This is a genomic window from Gibbsiella quercinecans (assembly GCF_002291425.1).
Classification (GTDB): Bacteria; Pseudomonadota; Gammaproteobacteria; order Enterobacterales; family Enterobacteriaceae; genus Gibbsiella; species Gibbsiella quercinecans.
In genome coordinates, this window is record NZ_CP014136.1 from 1,880,859 (window position 1) to 1,900,475 (window position 19,617).

The following is a 19,617-nucleotide window of genomic DNA, read 5'->3' on the forward strand; positions in this document are numbered from 1 at the left end:
GCTTATAGTGACAAGTCCTGTAGCCGCTCAGACAACGGTTCCTGAGAAGACTGTTCAGCGTCAATATCATCCTTAACTTGTTGATACCAGGTCTGTTCATCCCACAGTTCAAACTTGTTGAACTGACCGACCAGCATCACTTCTTTAGAAAGCCCGGCATGTTGACGCAGCGTATTGGCAATCAACAACCGACCGGCACTGTCCATCTGACACTCACTGGCATGCCCCAAGAGTAAGCGCTGCACACGGCGCTCGGCGGGATTCATACTCGACAGACGGGATAATTTTTGTTCAATGATTTCCCATTCGGGTAGCGGATAAAGCAGCAGGCAGGGCTGATGGAGGTCAATGGTACAGACCATTTGGCCTTGCGATTCCTCGTTCAACGCATCCCGATAACGGGTAGGTACGGCAAGCCGCCCTTTGCTGTCGAGGTTGACCATCGTCGCTCCACGGAACATTCCTGAGCTACCCCTTCATGACCTTTTTCACCACTTTACCCCACAAATTCCCACGTAAAGGAGTTTACGGAGGGTATGAAAACCTTGTCAAGCCAGAGCGCCCGCGCTTTGGCAATATTTGTCGGGTCATTTTGGGAGCTGTCGCACGAAAGGGATGCTAATCACTCAACAAATAAAAATTAACACCATGATAAAAGAGAAGAATTTCCTTAACGGCATGCGCCAGATTAAAATCCGGCCAAATTGGCGATTAATTAACTTATTCCGCCTTTCTGCAAGCAAAGTCTCATTTCCCGCAGGGGTACACGCATACGGCAAAATCCTCGCCGCCAGTGCTGGGCGCGGCCGGGAGCACGGCGAGAGTAGTACAACCCAAGTGTTATAACCCCTTGAGTTAATAATGTTCGTCAATAATTGCCGCCTAATTACGGCGCTATTTTACTGCAATAAATCCGGCAAAGATGAACGCGGATAAAAAATAATGCGTCACGAAATGCGCAACCCATGAAATTCAAATCAAATTAGCGGCGTAAGATTAGTCTTAAAATACCTGTTTACAATTAATATTCTCTATTTTTTATCACGCTCATTCGCCCTGTTTATATCCCAAACCGTTCACTCACCAGCCTAAAAAAGCTAACCTTTTGTTTATAATGTCATTATTGAAAGCATCCACCTTTAATGCCCCCAATCTCCCTTTTTCCCGTAATTCTCAGGATAAAAATAAGATAAATATTAAAAATAAAAATATTACCCTAGTTAACAACTACACAGCAGTGAAGTAAACTACAAAAAAAGCAACAAACCAGCTTTTTAACCCAAACAAAAGCAAGTTAATGGTGTGTTAACCTTCATTAAGTCGAGTTAGCCTTATGCTGCCCTTTGCTTCACGCTGGCGTAGTGCCGCCGCAGATACTTTTGCACTCGTGGTGTATTGCTTCATTGCGGGGATGGCGATTGAAATGCTGATCTCTGGCATGAGTTTTCGTCAATCCCTTGCCTCACGGCTGCTTTCCATTCCGGTGAATATTTTGATCGCCTGGCCCTATGGGCGCTACCGCGATCTGTTTGTCCGCGCCGCGCATCGCAGCCCGCATGGGCAGTTACTGTTGCGCAACCTGGCCGATCTGCTGGCTTACGTCAGCTTTCAGTCACCGGTGTATGCCGCCATCCTGTGGAGCGTGGGCGCGGACGGCCCGCAAATCATAGCGGCGGTGGCCAGCAACGCGATCATCTCGATGGTCATGGGCGTAATCTACGGCTATTTTCTGGAATACTGCCGCCGGCTGTTCCGGGTAGAGGGCTACGTGTAACACCATGAGAATGGGCGTGCGGCCGGCGCGTTGTGCCGGCCGCAACCGGCGCTTATTTGCGGCTCAGGCTGCCGCGGCGGAATAAATTACGGCGAATGCTGGTCAGCCCCGGCTTCGGCTTATGTGGCTCATCCAGGCTGGCCAACACCAATTCCAACACCCGTTCGGCCACTTCCCGGTGGCGCTGCGCCACCGCCAGCACCGGGCACTCGAGGAAATCCAGCAGTTCATTATCGCCGAAGGTGGCAATCGCTAAATCGGTCGGCAAGCGGCCATACTGCTTGAGCGTCACGTCCATCACTCCTTGCAGCAGCGAAAAGGAGGTGGTGAACAACGCCTGCGGCATCGGATGGGTTTTCAGCCACTCCGCAAACAGCGTGCCGGCCGCTGCACGCTCATAGCTATTGGCATACAGGTAATCCACGTGCCGCTCATCATCCTGCCACGCCTCACGGAACCCCTGCTCACGCAGGAAGCTGACGGAAAGCTCTGGCAAGGCCCCCAGATACAGCACCGATTGCGCAGGAAAAGTGCGCAGCTCCTGCGCCAGCGCAAAGGCGTCGACCTGATCGGCCCCCACCACGCTGATGAAATGCTCGCGATCGAGCGCGCGGTCCAGCGCAATGATCGGCAACGGGTCTTTAACCCAGCGTTGATAAAAGGGGTGCTCCGGCGGCAACGCCGTTGAAACGATGATCGCATCGACCTGGCGCTGCAGCAGATGTTCGATACAGCGCATTTCGTTATCGGGCTGATCTTCCGAGCAGGCGATCAGCAACTGATAGCCACGCTTGCGGGCCTGGCGCTCCAGATAATTGGCGATGCGCGTATAGCTGGTGTTTTCCAGATCCGGGATCACCAGCCCAATGGAGCGGGTTCGCCCGGCGCGCAGCCCGGCGGCCACGGCATTGGGGTGATAGTTATGCTCCCTGACGACGGCCATCACCTTTTCGACGGTTTTATCGCTGACACGATACTGCTTTGCCTTGCCGTTGATAACATAACTGGCCGTGGTACGCGAAACGCCCGCGAGACGCGCGATTTCATCCAGTTTCACATTAACCCCTTTATGATGCTGAAAACACAGTGAAGGCCGTACCCAAATTAACCCTGGCACCCATGCCGTTATTCACCCTCGTTCCAGCGATCTAACAGCAGAAAACTTTGGCAAGCAACCGCTTTTGCCGAAAGGTGCCAGCAAACAGACAAAAAACGTAAAAAAGGGCGTAGCCAACGCTACGCCCTAGGGTTCACCACGCAACGGCGCCGGCCGCTAGCGCATGATTTTATCGCCCCGCGCCACGCCGACAATGCCGGAGCGTGCCACTTCGACGATCTCGGCCACTTCGCGCACCGCATTGAGAAAAGCATCCAGCTTGTCGCTGGTGCCCGCCAGTTGCACGGTGTACAAGGCTGCGGTGACATCGACGATTTGGCCGCGGAAAATATCCGTACAGCGTTTCACTTCCTCACGCCCGTAGCCGCTGGCCTGCAGCTTGACCAGCATAATCTCACGCTCAACGTGCGCGCCCTGCACCAACTCATTGACGCGCAACACATCCACCAGCTTATGCAGTTGCTTTTCGATCTGCTCCAGCACTTTTTCGTCGCCGACGGTCTGAATGGTCATGCGCGACAGGGTTGGATCGTCAGTCGGCGCCACGGTCAGGCTCTCGATGTTATAGCCCCGCTGGGAAAACAGCCCGATCACCCGCGACAGAGCGCCGGATTCGTTTTCCAATAATACCGATAAGATACGGCGCATGATCAGGTCCTCTCCGTTTTGCTTAACCACATTTCGTCCATGCTCCCACCGCGGATCTGCATCGGGTAAACATGTTCGGTTTCATCGACGTTCACATCGACAAACACCAGCCGATTCTTCTCAGCCAGCGCCTGCGCCAGTTTGCTTTCCAGCTCATCCGGCGTGCGGATGGCGATCCCCACGTGGCCGTAGGCCTCCGCCAGCTTGACGAAGTCCGGCAGGGAATCCATGTACGACTGCGAATGGCGGCCTGAATAAATCATGTCCTGCCACTGTTTCACCATGCCCAGATAACGGTTGTTAAGATTCACCACCACCACCGGCAGGTTGTATTGCAGCGCGGTCGACAACTCCTGGATATTCATCTGAATACTGCCGTCGCCGGTGATACACACCACGGTTTCTTCCGGCAGCGCCAACTTCACACCCAGCGCCGCGGGCAGGCCAAAGCCCATGGTGCCCAGGCCACCGGAATTGATCCAACGGCGAGGTTTATCAAACGGGTAATACAACGCGGCGAACATCTGGTGCTGGCCCACGTCCGAAGTCACATAAGCATCACCCTTGGTCAGACGATAAACGGCTTCAATCACCGATTGGGGTTTAATGGTGGTGCCGCTTTTGTCATAATCCAGGCAGTTGCGCGCGCGCCACAGTTCAATCGCCTGCCACCAGTCACGCAGCGCGTCGCCGTCCTGCGCCTGCTCTCCCTGCGCCAGCAGTTCCAGCATTTGGCTCAACACCTGGCGGGCATCGCCGACGATCGGGATATCCGCGTTGACGGTTTTGGAAATCGAGGCGGGATCAATATCAATGTGCAGCACGGTGGCATCCGGGCAGTACTTCGCCAGGTTGTTGGTGGTGCGATCGTCAAAGCGCACGCCAACGGCGAAGATCACATCCGCGTTATGCATAGTTTTATTCGCTTCGTAGGTGCCGTGCATACCGAGCATGCCAACGCTCTGGCGGTGCGTGCCGGGAAATGCCCCCAGCCCCATCAGCGAACTGGCCACCGGCAGATTAAGCTGTTCCGCCAACTGCAGCAATTCCGCGTGGCAGCCGGCATTGATCGCCCCGCCGCCCACGTACATAACCGGTTTTTTCGCCGCCAGAACGGTTTGCAGCGCCCGTTTGATCTGCCCACGGTGGCCCTGAACCGTCGGGTTGTAAGAACGCATGCTCACTTCCTGCGGATAGGCGTACGGCATTCTCACCGCCGGGCCGACGATATCTTTCGGCAGGTCAATGACCACCGGGCCTGGCCGCCCCGTGGAGGCCAGATAGAATGCCTTTTTCAACACGCCGGGAATATCTTCCGTGCGCTTCACCAGGAAGCTGTGCTTCACCACCGGGCGGGAAATCCCCACCATGTCGCACTCCTGAAAAGCATCGAAACCAATCAGCGAGCTAGGCACTTGGCCAGAAAGCACCACCAGCGGGATAGAGTCGGTATAGGCCGTGGCGATACCGGTAATAGCATTGGTGGCGCCCGGGCCGGAAGTCACCAGCACGACCCCCACTTCGCCCGTTGCGCGCGCATAGCCATCAGCCATATGCACCGCGCCCTGCTCATGACGGACTAAAATATGGTCGATCCCGCCGACCGTATGCAGGGCGTCATAGATATCCAATACTGCCCCGCCCGGATAGCCGAATACGTGCTTAACGCCCTGATCGATCAACGATCGAACGACCATCTCGGCTCCTGACAACATTTCCATGGGTTTGCCTCCAGGCTGATAATGCTTTGCTGGCGCGGATAGCGCGCCAATGTAGGGACAATGCCCCAAAATTATTATGAATTGACTGTGTACCCAAGATAATTCGAGTTGCAGGACAAAACCGCAAAAGCGTTTTTGAATAGCGCTGGCCCCGAAGGGGTGAGGCCGTATGGCCGAATCACGCGGCAACACAGCCAATCCCGATGAGCTGACTCCGGTAAGTGATTCGGGTGACAGAGCGCAGCCAACACACCTGCAACGTGAAGTATGAAGGGTATAACCCACTAACATAACGTCAGAATATGGGGGCAGGCAAACGGCAAAAGGGCACAGCAAGCCAAGGGGGATTGTTACTAAACTGAATAATTCAGGTTAATAAATATTATGCACTAGCATCCATCAAATTCATCCATCAATTGTTTTGAAAAGTGAATGAACAACAGAACTATATCAGGCGCACTCAATGCCGTTTTTTTAGCCAAAAGCATTGGCTTTTGGCCCGCTAACGCCGCTTTTATTGGTACATAGAATCAATTTGGTGCTGATAGCGCTGCAGGATCACTTTACGCCGTAGCTTCAGGGTTGGCGTTAACTCCCCCTGTTCCATCGAGAACGCCGCCGGCAGTAGGGTAAACTTTTTCACCTGCTCGAAGCGCGCCAGTTCTTTTTGCATTTCGCGCAGGCGATGTTCGAACATCTCGACAATATGGCTGTTGCGCAGAAGCTCCAGCCGATTGTGATACTTAAGGTTGATCGACTTCGCATACTCTTCCAACGATTCAAAGCTTGGCACAATCAGTGCGGAAACAAATTTACGCGCATCGGCCACAATCGCCACCTGATCGATAAAACGATCCTGTGCAAGCACGCCTTCAATCATTTGCGGCGCAATGTATTTCCCACCGGAGGTCTTCATCAGATCTTTTAGCCGTTCGGTGATAAACAAATTACCATCCTCATCAAGCCCCCCGGCATCACCGGTTTTCAGCCAGCCATCGGCGGTAAACGCCGCTGCCGTTTCCTGCGGCTTGTTGAAGTAGCCACGCATGACTATCGGGCCATGCACCTGGATTTCGTTTTCTTCACCAATGCGCACGCCGATCCCCGGCAAGGGCTTGCCAATGGAGCCAAAGCGGAAATTACCTTCTTCCCAGCAGGAAACGGTGGCACAGGTTTCCGTCATCCCATAGCCGTATTTGATATTGATCCCCATCGCCTGGAAAAACAGGATCACATTATCATCCAGCTTGGCACCCGCCGCTGGCAGGAAGCGCACGCGCCCACCTAAAATATCGCGCAGCTTGCTGAGCACCAGTTTGTCTGCCCAGCGGTGTGAAAGCATGAACAGTTTGCCCAGCGGCTTGCCGGCACGCTCCTGCAGGAACTTGCGCTCACCACACACCATCGCCCAATAGAACAACGCCCGGCGCAGCCACGGGGCCCGCGCCACTTTCTCATGCACGGCGCTAAAGATTTTTTCGTAAAACCGCGGCACCGCACACATCAAAGTTGGCCGCACCGCAGCCATCGCCTGCCGAACCCAATCGGTGTTCGGCAGATAAACGTTCTGCGCCCCGGAATGCATGATAAAGAAGCTCCAGGCCCGCTCAAATACGTGTGATAACGGCAGAAAACACAGCGAAACGTCATCGCCGCTGACCGTCAGGCGCTCATCATGCAGGCAGAGCTGCGCCGCCAGGTTGCGGTAATCCAGCATCACGCCTTTCGGCTCGCCGGTGGTGCCCGAGGTATAGATGAGGGTAAACAGATCGGCTAAGCAACTGGCGGCAATACGCGCCTGCAAATCGGGGCCAAAAGCCGCCACATCGGCATCACGCAGCAGATCATCCAGGTAACAGGCGATCTCGCAGCCACGCAGATCGACGGTGCCATCAAACACAATGATATGGGCCAGCTGTGGGCAGGTTTCACGCAGTGCAATCGCGGTATCCAGTTGCGCCTGCCCGCCGACAAACAGGGTACGAACGTCAGCGTCATGAATAATGAAGGCCGCCTGGGCCGGCGTATTGGTGGCATAAAGCGGTACGCTGACCGCACGCAGATGCAAAATGGCCAGATCGGCCAGCGACCAGGCCATGCTGTTATTGGCGAAGATGGCGACGCGTTCCTGAACCCCGATCCCGAGGGCCAACAGCCCACAGGCAAGGCGTTCAACATGCGAACCCACCTCTTGCCAGGAAAGCAGGATCTCCCCACTTGGCGCCCACTGGCGAAAAGCCGTACATTCGGCCCGGTTGGCAACCTGATGCTGGATGCGTTGGACAATATGGTATTGCAGCATGTTATCAATCATAGTGCTCTGAGCCTGAATTTAATCAATTGACTAACCCGGAGCAGAGCGGCGGCCCAGCATCTCGGCTTACATATGTTTACTGTTTTTCTGCAGTTTACCGGCTCATTTACCGATGGGGAAGGAATTTCAGCGTAGAGGTGTAAGCTCAAAAAAGTGATGCGGCTTAACCCGCACAGCGGCTCAAAAGAGATGGCGATGGGCTGCACGATGACAAGACTCACAAGGCAAAGCAGGCAGGCAATCTAAAAAACCAAGATAAATACAAAATACAGGATAATATTTTTTATTAATGATGATGTAACCCAGCGGAACAACCTGCCATTTTATTACAGTAAAATCCCACTAAAACCAAGAAAAATCCTATTATTTCACGTGAGTCAGACACAATATTAATCTGGGAACTCGCCGCCCCAGATTAATAAGTTAATCTATTTTTACTTCGACTCCATATGATTTAGCAATGTTTTAATCCATTGATAAGACTTATCCGAAGATGCAGATTCATGCCAGGAAAGGTAACCATAGGTTTTTTGTTTATTCCCAGGCAAAGAAATGATCTTCAGCGATAATAATTCTTGCCGCTGTTGCGCCAGCCATTTTGGCACAATAGCAATAAGCTGTGTTTTTGCCACGATATCTAACACACTGAGCAGATCGGTGCATTGCTGCGCAACGCGATTACGCATTTCATGATCAATATAATGAGGTTTACTAAAGGAACAAAAATTCTCTAGCGATACCACGGCATGTTCCTCCGCTAAAAGGTGCGCATGCATGATAACCTTCGAAATACGCGGGTGCGTTTGCGATGCAACCAATACGAGCTCATCTTCAAATAAAACTTCGCTGCAAAACTCTGCACCGTCAAAACGCTTATAGCTAATGACGAAATCCGTTTCCCGGTAGCGTAGCTGCTGTTCAATATCGTTGTTCATAAAAGAACGGATCTGAAGGCGGATGTGAGGCGCCAACGCCTTAACGGTATTGATAATATTAACCGCCAGGCGTAAATCCAACGGACTGCAGATAGAAATCGAAAACGTACGTACGCTGGTTTCCGCGTCAAATTCCGTGCCGGGCAACTCGTTTCTTACCAACAACAACGCCTGACGCACCGGGGAAAAAAGCTGTTTGGCCCTTGCCGTCGGCTGGATGCCACGGCCAAAGCGAATAAAAAGTTCATCATTAAACATGGTCTTCAAGCGCGCAACCGCATTGCTGACCGCCGGCTGCGATATCCCCAGCAAACTGGCGGCCCGGGTAATACTTTGCTCTTGCATAACGGCATCAAACACCGTGAGTAAGTTTAAATCGATGTTACGCAGGTAACTACTGAGCGTTTCTTTCCCTGAGGCAGCGTCTAAATCAGATTCAGACATAGTATACTCCACTCAATCCTATTGAAATAATCCCATTAACACCTAAAAAAACCGTCATTATCAATTAAGTTAAGTTTTTCAATAACAGATTCAATTAGTGCATCAACATTATAAAAACATGAATCAATAGCTTTACTCTAACCCTTTAAGGTTAATCCCCATGGCAAAAAACTAAAGCCACCTAAAATCACGACAATAACAAATACAAAAGAGGTACAACATTCCCATAAATACAGGCTAATTACATCCTGCAACGTGCAGATGTGTTGGTTTGGTCACTCGGCCTATCCCTGCGCCCTGCCATTGCGGGGAACATGTCAATAGCGCTCAAATCTGTTTCCAGAAGATTTTCGCTCACGCTACTCATTTACCGATAGACGTAAAATGAAAGATAACGCCATGAATAAAAGATAAACTGCTCTCAATTTTATACCTTGTATACTTCAAGTTAACGATTTCTCACCGCTCACTTCTGTTGCAGATTTTATCGTAGCGCCATCAATAATCAATATTCCATTGCCTGCTAAGTTCTATTTATGCTAACCATCCCGCAAAAAATATTATTATTTTTTGCTGAAAAAAAGCTATTTCACAGAATAATACACCAGTATGATTATCCCATTATCATGCGTGGTCAACGAGCGCTCACCGGGCAACCAAATGTTGACATTTGATGGCGAATAACGTATCACTTAATACAACGTAAATATTTCAGAGAAGTTGAACCCCATGATCCGTACTACCCGTCTACTAGGCCTACTACTAAACGCATCTCCTTTGCGCGGTATGCCGGTGGGCAAAACCTGGATCTGATTCAGCACCTCACCTCATAATAAACCCGCGCTACTGCGCGGGTTTTTTTTTGCCCGCTTAGCGTGAAACAAACACGATTAAGGAACAACCGATGAGCGAACAAGTCATTATTTTTGATACCACGCTGCGTGATGGTGAACAGGCATTGCAAGCCAGCCTGAGCGTTAAGGAAAAGCTGCAGATCGCCATGGCGCTGGAAAGAATGGGCGTTGATGCAATGGAGGTCGGCTTCCCAGTTTCTTCACCGGGCGACTTTGAGTCCGTACAGACCATTGCACGCCAGATCAAAAACAGCCGCGTCTGTGGCCTGGCACGCTGCGTAGACAAAGATATTGACGTCGCCGCCGAAGCGTTGCGCGTTGCCGAAGCGTTCCGCATCCACGTGTTCCTGGCAACCTCTACCCTGCACATCGAATCAAAATTAAAACGCTCTTTCGACGACGTGCTGGAAATGGCGGTGCATTCAGTCAAACGGGCGCGTAACTATACCGATGATGTGGAATTCTCCTGCGAAGACGCCGGCCGCACGCCAATCGATAATCTGTGCCGGGTGGTAGAAGCCGCGATCAACGCAGGCGCCACCACCATCAATATTCCTGATACCGTTGGCTACACCACGCCAAACCAATTCGGCGGCATCATCAGCACGCTGTACGATCGCGTTCCCAACATTGATAAAGCGATTATCTCCGTACACTGCCATGACGATCTGGGTATGGCGGTCGGCAACTCCATCGCCGCTGTACAGGCCGGCGCCCGCCAGGTGGAAGGGACGTTGAACGGCATCGGCGAACGCGCCGGCAACTGTTCGCTGGAAGAAGTGATCATGGCGATCAAAGTGCGCGCCGACATCATGAAGGTGCACACCAACATCAACCATCAGGAAATCTACCGCACCAGTCAAATCGTCAGCCAACTGTGCAATATGCCAATCCCGGCCAACAAGGCCATCGTCGGTTCCAACGCCTTTGCCCACTCTTCCGGTATCCACCAGGACGGCGTGCTGAAAAACCGCGAAAATTACGAAATCATGACCCCACAGTCCATCGGCCTGAAAGACGTGCAGTTGAACCTGACCTCCCGTTCAGGCCGTGCTGCCGTGAAACACCGCATGGAAGAAATGGGCTACAAAGAACAAGACTACAACCTGGACAATCTGTACGCCGCATTCCTGAAGCTGGCCGACAAAAAAGGCCAGGTGTTCGATTACGATCTGGAAGCATTAGCCTTTATCAATAACCGGCAGGATGAAGAAGAACACTTCAAACTGGGCTACTTCAGCGTACAATCGGGCACCAGCGTTATGGCTACGGCATCAGTGAAACTGATGTGCGGCGGCGAAGAAAAAGCCGAAGCCGCAACCGGCAACGGCCCGGTCGATGCCGTGTACCAGGCCATCAACCGCATTACCGAATACCCGATCGAACTGGTAAAATACCAGCTCTCCGCCAAAGGCCAGGGCCGCGATGCACTGGGGCAGGTTGATATCGTGGTGTCTTACCACGGCCGCCGTTTCCACGGCGTGGGCCTGACGACCGACATCGTTGAATCCTCCGCTCAGGCGATGATTAACGTATTGAACAACATTTGGCGTTCCCAGCAGGTAGAAAAAGAAAAACAACGCCTGCAGCAAAACAAACATCAAAATAATCAGGAAACGGTGTGAACATGAAAAAGACTTACCATATTGCCGTCTTGCCCGGAGACGGAATCGGCGCGGAAGTGATGGCGCAGGCATACAAAGTGTTGGACGCAGTGCGTGAACGTTTCGGCCTGCGCATCACCCATGCCGAATATGATATCGGCGGTATCGCTATCGATCGCCACGGCACCCCGCTGCCGCAGGAAACCATCGCCGGCTGTGAGCAGGCGGATGCGATCCTGTTCGGCTCCGTGGGCGGCCCGAAATGGGAACACCTGCCGCCGGCAGAACAGCCGGAACGCGGTGCGTTGTTGCCGTTGCGTAAGCATTTCAAACTGTTCAGCAACCTGCGCCCGGCCCGCCTGTATCAAGGCCTGGAAAGCTTCTGCCCGCTGCGTGCCGATATCGCTGCGCGCGGCTTCGATATTCTGTGCGTGCGTGAACTGACCGGCGGCATTTACTTCGGCCAGCCGAAGGGCCGTGAAGGCCAGGGCATGCACGAACGCGCCTTTGACACCGAGATCTATCACCGTTTCGAGATCGAACGCATTGCCCGCATTGGCTTCGAGTCCGCACGCAAACGCCGCGGCATCGTTACCTCCATTGATAAAGCCAACGTGCTGCAAAGCTCCATCCTGTGGCGCGAAGTGGTCAGTGAAATCGCCAAAGAATACCCGGACGTCAAGCTGTCGCACATGTACATCGACAACGCCACCATGCAGTTGGTTAAAGACCCGTCGCAGTTTGACGTGCTGCTGTGCTCCAACCTGTTTGGCGACATTCTGTCTGACGAATGTGCCATGATCACCGGCTCTATGGGCATGCTGCCTTCCGCCAGCCTGAATGACCAAGGCTTTGGCCTGTATGAACCTGCCGGCGGCTCCGCACCGGACATCGCAGGCAAAGACATCGCCAACCCGGTAGCCCAGATCCTGTCCGCCGCTCTGCTGCTGCGCTATAGCCTGGGGGCAGAAGACGCCGCCGATGCTATCGAGCGCGCGATCAATCAGGCGTTGGAACAGGGTTACCGCACCGCCGATCTGGCCGGCAACGGCAAAGCCATCGGCACCAGCGAAATGGGCGACATCATCGCTCGCTTTGTTGCGCAGGGGGCATGATATGGGCAAGACGTTATACCAAAAGTTGTACGACGCACACGTAGTGTATGCCGCGCCGAATGAAACGCCGCTGCTGTACATCGATCGTCATCTGGTGCACGAGGTCACTTCTCCGCAGGCATTCGACGGCCTGCGCGCCATGGGCCGCCCGGTTCGGCAGCCCGGCAAAACGTTTGCCACCATGGATCACAACGTATCCACCCAAACCAAAGACATCAACGCCAGCGGCGAGATGGCGCGCATTCAGATGCAGGAACTGATCAAGAACTGCGCGGAGTTTGGCGTTTCACTGTACGACCTGAACCACCCGTACCAGGGCATCGTGCACGTGATGGGGCCAGAACAGGGCATTACGCTGCCGGGCATGACCATCGTTTGCGGCGATTCCCACACCGCGACCCACGGCGCCTTTGGTTCGCTGGCGTTTGGTATCGGCACCTCTGAAGTAGAACACGTGCTGGCGACGCAAACCCTGAAGCAGGGGCGCGCCAAAACGATGAAGATCGAAGTCACCGGGGAAGCCGCCGCCGGCATCACGGCCAAAGACATTGTGCTGGCGGTGATCGGTAAAACCGGCAGCGCCGGCGGCACCGGCCACGTGGTGGAGTTCTGTGGCAAGGCGATTGAAGCGCTGAGCATGGAAGGCCGCATGACGCTGTGCAACATGGCGATTGAAATGGGCGCCAAAGCGGGCCTGGTGGCCCCGGACGACACCACCTTCAACTACCTGAAAGGCCGCCAGTTCGCCCCAACCGGCACCAACTGGGAACAGGCCGTCGCTTACTGGCGCACGCTGAAATCCGACGATGACGCCCAGTTCGACACCGTGGTGACCCTGCGTGCGGAAGACATCGCGCCACAGGTGACCTGGGGCACCAACCCAGGCCAGGTGATCGCCGTCAACCAGGAAATTCCACTGCCTGAATCCTTTAGCGATCCGGTTGAGCGCGCCTCGGCGGAAAAAGCATTGGCGTATATGGATCTGAAGCCGGGCATCAAGCTGACTGAAGTGCCCATCGACAAAGTGTTCATCGGCTCTTGCACCAACTCACGCATTGAAGATTTGCGCGCCGCCGCCGCCATCGCCAAAGGGCGTAAAGTGGCCAGCGGCGTACAGGCGATCGTCGTGCCGGGTTCCGGCCCGGTGAAAGCCCAGGCGGAAGCGGAAGGCCTGGACAAGATCTTTATCGAAGCCGGTTTTGAATGGCGCCTGCCGGGCTGCTCCATGTGCCTGGCGATGAATAACGACCGCCTGAACCCGGGCGAGCGCTGCGCGTCAACCAGCAACCGTAACTTCGAAGGCCGCCAGGGGCGCGGCGGGCGCACGCACCTGCTCAGCCCGGCCATGGCCGCCGCCGCTGCCGTCACCGGCCGTTTCGCCGATATCCGTGAATTGCACTAAGGAGCTACCGTGGCTAAATTTACTCAACATACCGGCTTAGTGGTGCCTTTGGATGCGGCCAACGTCGATACCGACGCCATTATCCCGAAGCAGTTTCTGCAGAAGGTGACCCGTACCGGCTTCGGCGTACACCTGTTCAACGACTGGCGTTATCTGGATGACGCCGGTGAGCAGCCCAACCCGGAGTTCGTGCTGAATAAACCGCGTTACAAAGGGGCAAGCATCCTGTTGGCGCGCGAGAACTTCGGCTGCGGCTCATCCCGTGAGCACGCGCCTTGGGCGCTGACCGATTACGGCTTTAAAGTGGTGATCGCGCCAAGCTTTGCCGATATCTTCTACGGCAACTCGTTCAACAACCAGCTGCTGCCGGTGACGCTGAGCGAGCAGGACGTGGATACGCTATTCAAGCTGGTGGCCGATAACGAAGGCACCGAGTTCACTGTCGATCTGGAAAACCAGGTGGTCAAAGCCGGTGGCCACAGCTACCCGTTTGAAATCGACAGCTTCCGCCGCCACTGCATGATTAACGGCCTGGACAGCATTGGCCTGACGCTGCAGCACGAAGCGGATATCTCCCGCTACGAAGCGCAACAGCCGGCATTTTTGAACTAAGCAGGCTTATCCCCTCACCCGCCCCCAGGCGGGTGAGTTTTTTATTACCAGTATCCCAGCCATTTCCACCACAGCCCGCCGACCACCATCCAGATCAGCAAGTTGACCACGCTCATCACAAAGCCGGTTTTCCACCATTCCGCCAGCGTGACATAGCCTGAACCAAATACAATCGGCGCCGTGCCGGTGGCATAGTGGGTTAACGACATCATCAGCGAAGATGAAAAAGCCAGCAACAGCCCCAGCAAGGCCGGCGGCGCCCCGAGAGCCATACCGGCGGCAAAGAAGGCGGCGAACATCGCGGTCACGTGCGCGGTGGTGCTGGCAAAAAAGTAGTGGGAATACAGGTAGACACAGGTCAGCAGCAGCATGCCGCCGACCCAGCTCATCCCCATATGATCAATACCGCTGCCGACGGTATGCGACAGCCAGGCAATCAGCCCCAGCTTGCCCAGGTAGGTGGCCATCATCACCAGCGCCGAGAACCACACCACGGTATCCCATGCCCCTTTGTGCTTTAAAATGTCCTGCCAGTTCAACACCCCGGTCATCAGCAGGATAGCCAGGCCGATCAACGCCGTGGTGGTGGGGTTAATGGCAAACTGCGGGCCAAAAATCATCGCCGGGATGCCAGCCCACAGCAACAGCAGCAGGGCAAAAACCCCCAGGGTGATTTTTTCCGGCAGCGTCACCGGCCCCAAGGCATGCAGTTTCTCCCGCGCAAAACGCGGCGCATCCGGGGTACTTTTGATTTCCGGCGGATACATCAAATACACCACCAGCGGCATGATGATCAGTGAAACAATCCCCGGCACCAGCGCCGCTATCGCCCACATCGCCCATGACAGTTGCACGCTGTCGTGGGTGCCCTTGGCAATCAGGCTGACCACCAGCGGGTTAGGAGCCGTGGCGGTAACAAACATCGCCGAGGTGATCAGGTTCATGTTGTAGGTGGTCAGCGCCAGATAGCGGCCAATCTTGCCGGAGGTTTTCAGTTCCGGGCTGGAGCCGAAGCTATCGGCAATCGAGCGCATGATCGGGTGAATAATACCGCCGCCGCGCGCGGTATTGCTCGGCGTCACCGGCGCCAGCGTAATTTCCGCCAGCGTCAGCGCATAAGCGATACCCAGCGTCTTTTTGCCAAACAGGGAAATAAAGTAATAGCCGATACGCGCGCCCAACCCGGTTTTATTCAGGCTAAGGGAGATCATCACCGCAAAGCCAATCAGCCAGATTAGCGGGTTGGAAAACCCGCTTAGCGCGTCGCTAAGCGCCGCCTCCGGGTTGCCGGGATGGGTAACGCCGGTCAGGGCCACCAGCGCGATCGCCACGATAGAAACCGCGCCGATCGGCATTGCCTTGCCGATAATGGCAATAATGGTACCGATAAACAATGCCAGCAAATGCCAAGCGTTAGGGGCAACCCCGTCAGGAACGGGGATAACAAACCAGATAACCAGAGTAACAGCGATTGCGAACAACGAGGGTATGGGTTTAAGCGGCGTTAATTTATCCATTATCGACTCATTATTATTAGTTAGCACAGAATGAAAAGGTTGGCGGATACCAATGGGGATAAATGCGGCAAGGCAAGAGCGTTATCCAGACATCGGATTTCACACTTCCCGCACGCGGGCGCAAAGCCACAGTGAAGCCGTCACCAGAATCAGCGCCAGCCAGTACACCGCGTAGTGGCCCAGGGCTTCGGCCAGCATGCCTTGCAGCACCCCGGCCAGGATCACCCCGGTCGAAATGCTGTTGGTGAACATGGTGGTGGCCGCCCCCGGCCGGCCTGGCATCAAATCCTGAAAATAGAGCATACCGATACCGGCGACAATGCCGATGAAAACGGCGTTAAACAGTTGCAGCACCATTAACGCCGTCTTGAATTTGAACAGCACCAGCCCGCCGTAAAACAGCACGCCCGCCGCAACGGCGAACAGCATCATGTTGCGTTTGCCAAAGCGTTTAACCAGATAACCCGCTACCAGCATCGCCGGGATCTCCAGCCCGGCAGCCGTGCCCATCAATAGCCCCGCCAGCCTTTCCGGCAGCCCCAGCTCGCGGGTGATATACAGCGGCATATCAATGATGTACATGGTGTTGCAGGTCCACATCAGCATCGAGGCCAAAAACAACAGCCGCACATCGCGGTTACGCCAGGCGCTGGGCGGCGCAATCGGCGAGGCATTCAGGCTACCGGTTTGCGCTTCGCGCGGCACCGTGGGCAGCCCAAACCACACCAAAACCGCGCTGAGCACAAAAATGCCCGCGGCAATCAGAAACATCACGGTGAAACCGTAATTCAGCGCCAGAGCAAACGACAACGGTGGGCCAATCACCCAGGCCAGTGAAAGCTGGGCGCGCATCACCGAGCTGAACATCACCACCTCGCGTGCCGAGCTGTCCGCATACTCACGCGCCAGCGCAAAAATCTGCGGCATCGCGGTATTGGCTACCGCGGCCAGGAACACGCCCAGAGTAATCAACGTCAGGTAGTCGCGGTTGAAGGCGAACAGTACGCAGTTGCCCACCGCCATCAGGCAGCACACCAGAATCAGCTTGCGCCGATCGCCACGGGTATCGGAGCGTTTCGCCAGCAGAAAACTGACGATAATGCCGGCAACGGCGTTAATGGTATAAAACAGCCCCACCCACAGCGGCCTGACCTTCACTTCAGTGGTGAGAAACAGACTCAACGTTGGTGCCTGCAACGCACCGGCGATACCGGCCAGAAAGGCCAGAATCAGGAATGCGGCAAATACGGGGTTAAAACGACGTGGCGACCAGCGGGAAACTTTCATTTATTCATCCCTGAGCTGAAGCGAAGACCCCATGCTACAGAAGGCCACTAAGAGAATAAAGCAATAAAAAAACCAGTGGGATGGCCCCACTGGCTGGTGAAATGCACCATTACTCAGAAACATTTAAGATGGTCGATTACAGACGCTTCCGGTACTCCTCGTCGCTCAGTTTGCTCATATCCCACTGGGTTAAATGCGCCAGCGTATCCAGCCTTGCCTGTTCCGGCACCACGCTCAGCCAATCGGCCTTCTGGCGGCGAACCGCGTCAAAGTAACGCTGATAAAAACCTTTAGATAAGAAAACGGTCATAAGCCACCTCCCCACGCCTTCATTGAGGAAAATTATCGGCGTAATATAGGGAAAGATAAATTGACGAATCGATCGCGGAGAGTTCCTCTTTTATGTCCAGCCCACGTTTGCAACAGCAGTTCATCCGCTTGTGGCAGTGCTGCCACGGCCAGCCTATGGAAACCACGCTGCAAGAACTGGCAGAGGTGCTGAGCTGCTCGCGCCGCCACGTGCGCTCGCTGCTCAGCGCCATGCAGCAGCAAGGCTGGCTGACCTGGCAAGCGGAAGCCGGGCGCGGCAAACGTTCGCAGCTCACCTTTCATTACACCGGGCTGGCGTTGCAGCAGCAGCGGGCCGAAGAACTGTTGGAGCAGGATAAGATCGATCAACTGGTGCAACTGGTCGGCGATAAAAACGTGGTGCGCCAGATGCTGCTCTCCCAACTGGGGCGCAGCTTCCGCCAAGGCAAGCATATCCTGCGCGTGCTCTATTATCGCCAGTTGTATAACCTGCTGCCCGGCTCGCCGTTGCGCCGCTCGGAAACCCACCTGGCCCGGCAAATCTTTAATGGCCTGACGCGGATAAATGAGGAAAACGGGGAACTGGAACCCGACCTTTCCCATCACTGGCAAGCCATCACACCCTTGCACTGGCGTTTTTACCTGCGCCCGGCGATTCATTTCCATCACGGCCGTGAACTGGAAATGCAAGACGTGATCGCTTCGCTGACCCGGCTGATCCCGCAACCCTTGTTCGCCCATCTGGCCAAGGTCGCGTCGCCCACCCCTTATGTGATCGACGTGCACTTACACCGCCCAGACTATTGGCTGCCCTGGCTGCTGGGCAGCGTGCATGCCATGATCCTGCCGCATGAGTGGCAAAGCCTGCCGGACTTTGCCCGCCACCCGGTCGGCACCGGGCCCTATCGGGTGGTGCGCAATCACCAGAGCCAAATGAAGATTCACGCTTTCGATGATTATTTCGGCTACCGCGCCCTGATCGACGAGGTCAATATCTGGGTACTGCCGGAAATCACCGAGGAATTGGTATATGCGGGCGTGCAGTTGCAGGCGGACGATACCGGCAAAAATGAGCTGGAAAGCCGGCTGGAAGAGGGCTGTTACTTTCTGTTATTCGACCAACGCTCGCCGCTGGCTGCGGATGAAGCCACCCGCAGTTGGCTGTGCGAACTGATTAACCCAATCACCCTGTTGAACAATGCCGGGCCGGAGTATCAACGCTACTGGTCGCCGGCCTACGGCATATTGCCGCGCTGGCATCATTGCCGTGCGCCTTCCCGGCAGCCAAAACCCGCCGGCCTGCGCGAACTGACGCTGACCTTTTACAGCGAGCACCCGGAATTCCAGGCCATCCAACAGACGATCGCGCCATTGCTGGCGCAGCACGGCATCCGGCTGAATATTCAGGTGGTGGACTACGCTACCTGGCACCAGGGCAACGCGGTCAGCGATTTGTGGCTGGGCAGTGCAAATTTCTATCTGCCGCTGGAATTCTCGCTCTTTGCTACGCTGTATGAACTGCCGCTGCTGAAGCACTGCATGAATGACGATCTCCACCAGGACGCCGCTCTGTGGCACGACAATATGCTGCCGTTGGCGGAATTCTGTCGGCGCCTGGTCCATCACCATCAGCTACACCCGTTATTTCACCATTGGCTGCAGTTACACGGCCAGCGCAGCATGCGCGGGGTGCGGATGAATACGCTGGGCTGGTTTGACTTTAAATCCGCCTGGTTCGCCCCACCTGAGGCCTAACAAAGAAAGAAGCCGCTTTCGCCGACGTGCGTTAATCTTTACAATAACGCCGTCTCAACGGGGTGCGGAAAGGTGCCCGGCGCGCGTTTATCCGGCGTGCGGCAATCTCTTCCGCTGAGAACAAACCCGTCGAACCTGATCCGGTCCATACCGGCGGAGGGATTTGAGCATGGCGCGTTGACTAACCATTCACCCCACCCTCAGATACC

Annotated in this window: 15 protein-coding genes and 1 riboswitch; of the genes, 6 read left to right on the forward strand and 9 right to left on the reverse strand. The window is 54.9% G+C overall.

Annotated elements, in window-relative coordinates; all coding sequences use genetic code 11:
- Positions 1 to 2: 2 nt before the first annotated feature.
- Positions 3 to 461 (reverse strand): division/cell wall cluster transcriptional repressor MraZ, encoded by a 459-nt coding sequence (gene mraZ / locus ACN28Q_RS08765; RefSeq protein ID WP_095845995.1) that lies wholly within the window; start codon positions 459 to 461, stop codon positions 3 to 5.
- An 872-nt stretch (positions 462 to 1,333) separates the two neighbouring features.
- On the opposite strand from mraZ, the gene ACN28Q_RS08770 reads away from it, so the two are divergent.
- Positions 1,334 to 1,774, forward strand: coding sequence for an L-alanine exporter AlaE (locus ACN28Q_RS08770; protein ID WP_095845997.1), 441 nt, complete (start codon positions 1,334 to 1,336; stop codon positions 1,772 to 1,774).
- Positions 1,775 to 1,826: 52 nt separating this feature from the next.
- On the opposite strand, the gene cra is transcribed toward ACN28Q_RS08770, so the two are convergent.
- The 5 genes from cra to leuO form a co-directional block, all read right to left on the reverse strand.
- Positions 1,827 to 2,831 (reverse strand): catabolite repressor/activator, encoded by a 1,005-nt coding sequence (gene cra, locus ACN28Q_RS08775; protein ID WP_095845998.1) that lies wholly within the window; start codon positions 2,829 to 2,831, stop codon positions 1,827 to 1,829.
- A 216-nt stretch (positions 2,832 to 3,047) separates the two neighbouring features.
- Complete coding sequence (gene ilvN, locus ACN28Q_RS08780; protein WP_165907028.1) at positions 3,048 to 3,539, reverse strand: acetolactate synthase small subunit; 492 nt, start codon at positions 3,537 to 3,539, stop codon at positions 3,048 to 3,050.
- Positions 3,540 to 3,541: 2 nt separating this feature from the next.
- On the reverse strand, positions 3,542 to 5,260 hold the full coding sequence (gene ilvI / locus ACN28Q_RS08785) for an acetolactate synthase 3 large subunit (RefSeq protein ID WP_095845999.1): 1,719 nt from the start codon (positions 5,258 to 5,260) through the stop codon (positions 3,542 to 3,544).
- Between the two features lie 514 nt (positions 5,261 to 5,774).
- Positions 5,775 to 7,574 carry an AMP-dependent synthetase/ligase gene (locus tag ACN28Q_RS08790; RefSeq protein ID WP_095846000.1) on the reverse strand — a complete coding sequence of 600 codons (1,800 nt, stop codon included), beginning with the start codon at positions 7,572 to 7,574 and terminating at the stop codon, positions 5,775 to 5,777.
- A gap of 434 nt (positions 7,575 to 8,008) precedes the next feature.
- Positions 8,009 to 8,953 carry a transcriptional regulator LeuO gene (gene leuO / locus ACN28Q_RS08795; protein WP_095846001.1) on the reverse strand — a complete coding sequence of 315 codons (945 nt, stop codon included), beginning with the start codon at positions 8,951 to 8,953 and terminating at the stop codon, positions 8,009 to 8,011.
- A gap of 904 nt (positions 8,954 to 9,857) precedes the next feature.
- Between leuO and leuA the strand changes: the two genes are divergently transcribed.
- Genes leuA through leuD form a run of 4 tightly spaced genes read left to right on the forward strand, consistent with a single transcriptional unit; the run spans position 9,858 to position 14,540 of the window.
- A complete protein-coding gene (gene leuA / locus ACN28Q_RS08800) occupies positions 9,858 to 11,432 on the forward strand; it encodes a 2-isopropylmalate synthase (protein WP_095846002.1) in 1,575 nt (524 codons plus the stop codon).
- A gap of 2 nt (positions 11,433 to 11,434) precedes the next feature.
- Positions 11,435 to 12,526, forward strand: a complete 1,092-nt coding sequence (leuB, locus tag ACN28Q_RS08805; RefSeq protein ID WP_095846003.1) for a 3-isopropylmalate dehydrogenase — start codon at positions 11,435 to 11,437, stop codon at positions 12,524 to 12,526.
- 1 nt (position 12,527) lies between these two features.
- Entirely contained in the window at positions 12,528 to 13,928 is a 1,401-nt protein-coding gene (gene leuC / locus ACN28Q_RS08810) for a 3-isopropylmalate dehydratase large subunit (RefSeq protein WP_095846004.1), read from the forward strand.
- Positions 13,929 to 13,937: 9 nt separating this feature from the next.
- Positions 13,938 to 14,540 (forward strand): 3-isopropylmalate dehydratase small subunit, encoded by a 603-nt coding sequence (gene leuD / locus ACN28Q_RS08815; RefSeq protein WP_095846005.1) that lies wholly within the window; start codon positions 13,938 to 13,940, stop codon positions 14,538 to 14,540.
- Positions 14,541 to 14,584: 44 nt separating this feature from the next.
- Here leuD and ACN28Q_RS08820 read toward each other — a convergent pair whose 3' ends face one another.
- The 3 genes from ACN28Q_RS08820 to sgrT form a co-directional block, all read right to left on the reverse strand.
- Positions 14,585 to 16,057 (reverse strand): DASS family sodium-coupled anion symporter, encoded by a 1,473-nt coding sequence (locus ACN28Q_RS08820; RefSeq protein WP_095846006.1) that lies wholly within the window; start codon positions 16,055 to 16,057, stop codon positions 14,585 to 14,587.
- Positions 16,058 to 16,156: 99 nt separating this feature from the next.
- Positions 16,157 to 17,344: a sugar efflux transporter gene (locus ACN28Q_RS08825; protein ID WP_095846007.1), complete on the reverse strand. Its 1,188-nt coding sequence runs from the start codon at positions 17,342 to 17,344 to the stop codon at positions 16,157 to 16,159.
- Between the two features lie 136 nt (positions 17,345 to 17,480).
- On the reverse strand, positions 17,481 to 17,654 hold the full coding sequence (gene sgrT / locus ACN28Q_RS08830) for a glucose uptake inhibitor SgrT (RefSeq protein ID WP_095846008.1): 174 nt from the start codon (positions 17,652 to 17,654) through the stop codon (positions 17,481 to 17,483).
- A 92-nt stretch (positions 17,655 to 17,746) separates the two neighbouring features.
- On the opposite strand from sgrT, the gene sgrR reads away from it, so the two are divergent.
- Positions 17,747 to 19,408 (forward strand): HTH-type transcriptional regulator SgrR, encoded by a 1,662-nt coding sequence (gene sgrR, locus ACN28Q_RS08835; protein ID WP_095846009.1) that lies wholly within the window; start codon positions 17,747 to 17,749, stop codon positions 19,406 to 19,408.
- Positions 19,409 to 19,456: 48 nt separating this feature from the next.
- A riboswitch (TPP riboswitch) is annotated at positions 19,457 to 19,588 on the forward strand.
- The last annotated feature ends 29 nt before the right edge of the window (positions 19,589 to 19,617 follow it).